At 42.1% G+C, this 2994-nt stretch carries 1 protein-coding gene and 2 pseudogenes; all 3 read left to right on the forward strand.

Annotation, left to right across the window (positions count from 1 at the left end):
- Positions 1–179 precede the first annotated feature (179 nt).
- Positions 180–1500: pseudogene (locus ACEW80_RS22640) on the forward strand (IS4 family transposase); the annotation flags it as partial.
- Positions 1501–1547: 47 nt separating this feature from the next.
- Positions 1548–2138 (forward strand): annotated as a pseudogene (locus ACEW80_RS22645) (NADP-dependent phosphogluconate dehydrogenase); the annotation flags it as partial.
- A 20-nt stretch (positions 2139–2158) separates the two neighbouring features.
- The coding region (locus ACEW80_RS22650; RefSeq protein WP_373528752.1) for an NAD(P)-dependent oxidoreductase at positions 2159–2994 on the forward strand (836 nt) is incomplete at its 3' end.

The following is a 2994-nucleotide window of genomic DNA, read 5'->3' on the forward strand; positions in this document are numbered from 1 at the left end:
GGCGCGCGACGCTCGCCTCCTCCCCCTCTATTTGATTATCATTATTTTTAAGGTCTTTCACAAATTAAAATAGGATATGAAACAGTATTGTAACGAGAGAATAACTTTGTCAAAAATGGGCTTCATTCTTAGGTAAATTCAATTATCAAACGAGGTAATGAAAAGTTTGGTTTACTACTATGCCAAAGCGTCCAAAAGTCAACTCTGACCACGCACAACGACATAATACTCCTACTATAGATAATGAAGCGATTGCCAATCATTTAGAAGCTCTATTAACCCCAGCAATTTTTGCCCAACAAAAATACTATAAGCAGTTAGGATTACGAGATAGAATTCTGAATTTATCATTTATGGTGGCAGCAGTTTTAACACTGCTGTGGCGACAAGTTCCTGGCGTTCAAGAGTTAAATCGTCTCTTAGCAAGAGAAGGTTTCTTATGGTGTGATGTTACCAAAGTTGCACAACAATCACTTTCCGAAAGATTTTTAGTTTTCCCCTCTGAATTATTTGAACGTGTCTTTAAAGATTTACTACCTCAATTACAACGGAATTGGCAACAAAGACAAAAGCGACCATTGCCAGATAGTGTTAAATTTGCACTCTGTAATTTTGAACGAATATGGATAGCTGATGGGTCTACATTAGAAGCTCTATTTCGGAAGCTGAAAAGCCTGGAAAATATGAAAACAGGGCAACTTGCTGGTAAGATTTGTACAGTTATTGATTTAGTTACTCGTTTACCTGTCGAAGTTTGGTTTCACACTAATCCTGCTGCTTCTGACACAAATTTTGTTCGCGTAGCGTCTCCCTTTGGGAGAAGATGCATTACTAAAATTAGTGGCTGCTAAGACTTTAATTTTACTTGACAGAGGTTTCTATCATTTCCAGTTTTTACAACAACTGATTAATCAAGAAGTCCATTTTATTACTCGTTTAAAAGCCAAAGCATCTATTAAATATATAAAGATTTTTACCTATGACCATTCTATTAAAGACCGATTGATTCAACTTGGTACTGGTCGTGGTGGTGCACCAGTACTGAATTTACGTTTAATCGAGATAAAAATTGGGAAAACTAGCTATTCTTATATTACTTCTGTCCTCGATCCTCTAATATTACCTCCTTACGTTGTCGCAGATTTATATCGCCGGAGATGGAGAGTTGAAGAAGCATTTTACATAGTAAAACGCCTGCTTAGTCTATCTTATTTATGGACTGGTTCTATTAATGGTATCAAGCTACAAGTCTGGGCTACTTGGTTATTCTATTCTGTTTTGGTTGACTTGGGAGATGCGGTTGCAGACGAATTATCTCTGCCATTTGACCGCATTTCTTTGGAGATGATATTTCGCGGTTTGTACCATTTTAGTGTCGCAAATGACAAAGGCAAAGCCAATGACCCGATTAAATATTTAGCTGCCCCAGAGAATCAAGACTTAGGCGTGGTTAAATATCTCCGAAAGCCAGTCTCCAAACTGGATTTGTCCCCTTTCCCTGCACCCTCTTGACAAAAGTGTAATTACCTTAACCTCTCACCGATGGCGCCCGTGTAATGTCTGCTTTCAAACAAGAGCGCTTAGTAGCATCTGAAGTTCTCAACGGTATGCCTCCCAAAAAGTATCAGGGAGACGCTCAAGCCTTTACTAATAAGCTGCGGGATGCACTGTACTGCGCTCAAATCTGTTCTTATGCTGAGGGCATGGAATTGTTGGATGCAGCCTCAAAAGCTTACGGCTATAACTACAGTCTAAGTGAGGCAGCTCGGATTTGGAAGGGAGGCTGTATTATTCGGGCTAAGTGTTTAGATTATATCCAGTCCGCTTTTGCACAACAGCCGGATTTAGGCAATCTACTTTTGACACCTCATTTTAAAAAAGCAATTCTACCTCGGCTACCTGCTTGGCGTGAAGTCATAGCATTAGCAGCACAACTAGATATTCCCATTCCAGCGTTCAGTGGTTCCCTGGCATACTTTAACACCTATCGGCGCGATCGCCTGCCGCACAATCTCATTCAAGCTCAACGCGACTACTTTGGTTCCCATACTTACGAACGCATTGATAAGCCAGGTATCTTTCATACAAAATGGAATCCCGTTGAAGAGCAATCTCTGCAAACTGGTTCTACAGATTAGGGTACATAGGAGATGAAATCATGAAAATTGTTGTTTTTGAAGTTGAAGTATGGGAACGAGAGACCTTTAGGGATCTGAGCAATGGGCATGAAGTAAAGTACGTGCAAGAGCTGCTAACCGACGAGAATGCTAGTCAATATGCCGATGCTAATGTCATCTCAACCTTTATCTATTCAGATATCAGTGCTGCTGTCCTCAAACAGCTTCCCCATCTCAAGTTAATTGCTACTCGTTCCACTGGTTATGATCGCATCGACGCAGACTATTGTCAACAGCATGGCGTGACAATTTGTAACGTCCCGACCTACGGAGAGAATACCGTTGCTGAACACGTTTTTGCCTTGCTACTAGCGATTAGCCATAAAATTCCCGAAGCGAGCGATCGCACCCGTAAAGGAGATTTTTCCTTGGAAGGGCTGCGGGGCTTCGATCTGCAGGGCAAAAAATTGGGGGTAATTGGTACGGGTAACATCGGGCAATGCGTGATTGAAATTGCTAAAGGATTTCGGCTGGAGGTTATCGCTTTTGATGTGAAGCAAAAACAAGAGCTGACATCGCAGCTAGGGTTTCGTTATGTTGCAATGGAGGAACTCCTATCCACTGCTGATATTATTACCCTCCACGTTCCAGCCAACGAAAAGACATATCATCTACTCTCTACCGGGCAGTTCGCCATGATGAAGGATGGTGTAGTCTTAATCAACACTTCTCGCGGTAGTTTAGTAGATGTTCAAGCTTTGCTTCACGCTCTAGCCGAGGGGAAAGTAGCCGCAGCGGGGTTGGATGTTTTGCCAGAAGAACCCGTGATGCGCGAGGAAGCCGAACTGCTGCGCTCGGTTTATCGCAAGCAGCACAA

Origin of the sequence: Nostoc sp. (assembly GCF_041747015.1) — a bacterium.
Lineage (GTDB): Bacteria > Cyanobacteriota > Cyanobacteriia > Cyanobacteriales > Nostocaceae > Nostoc.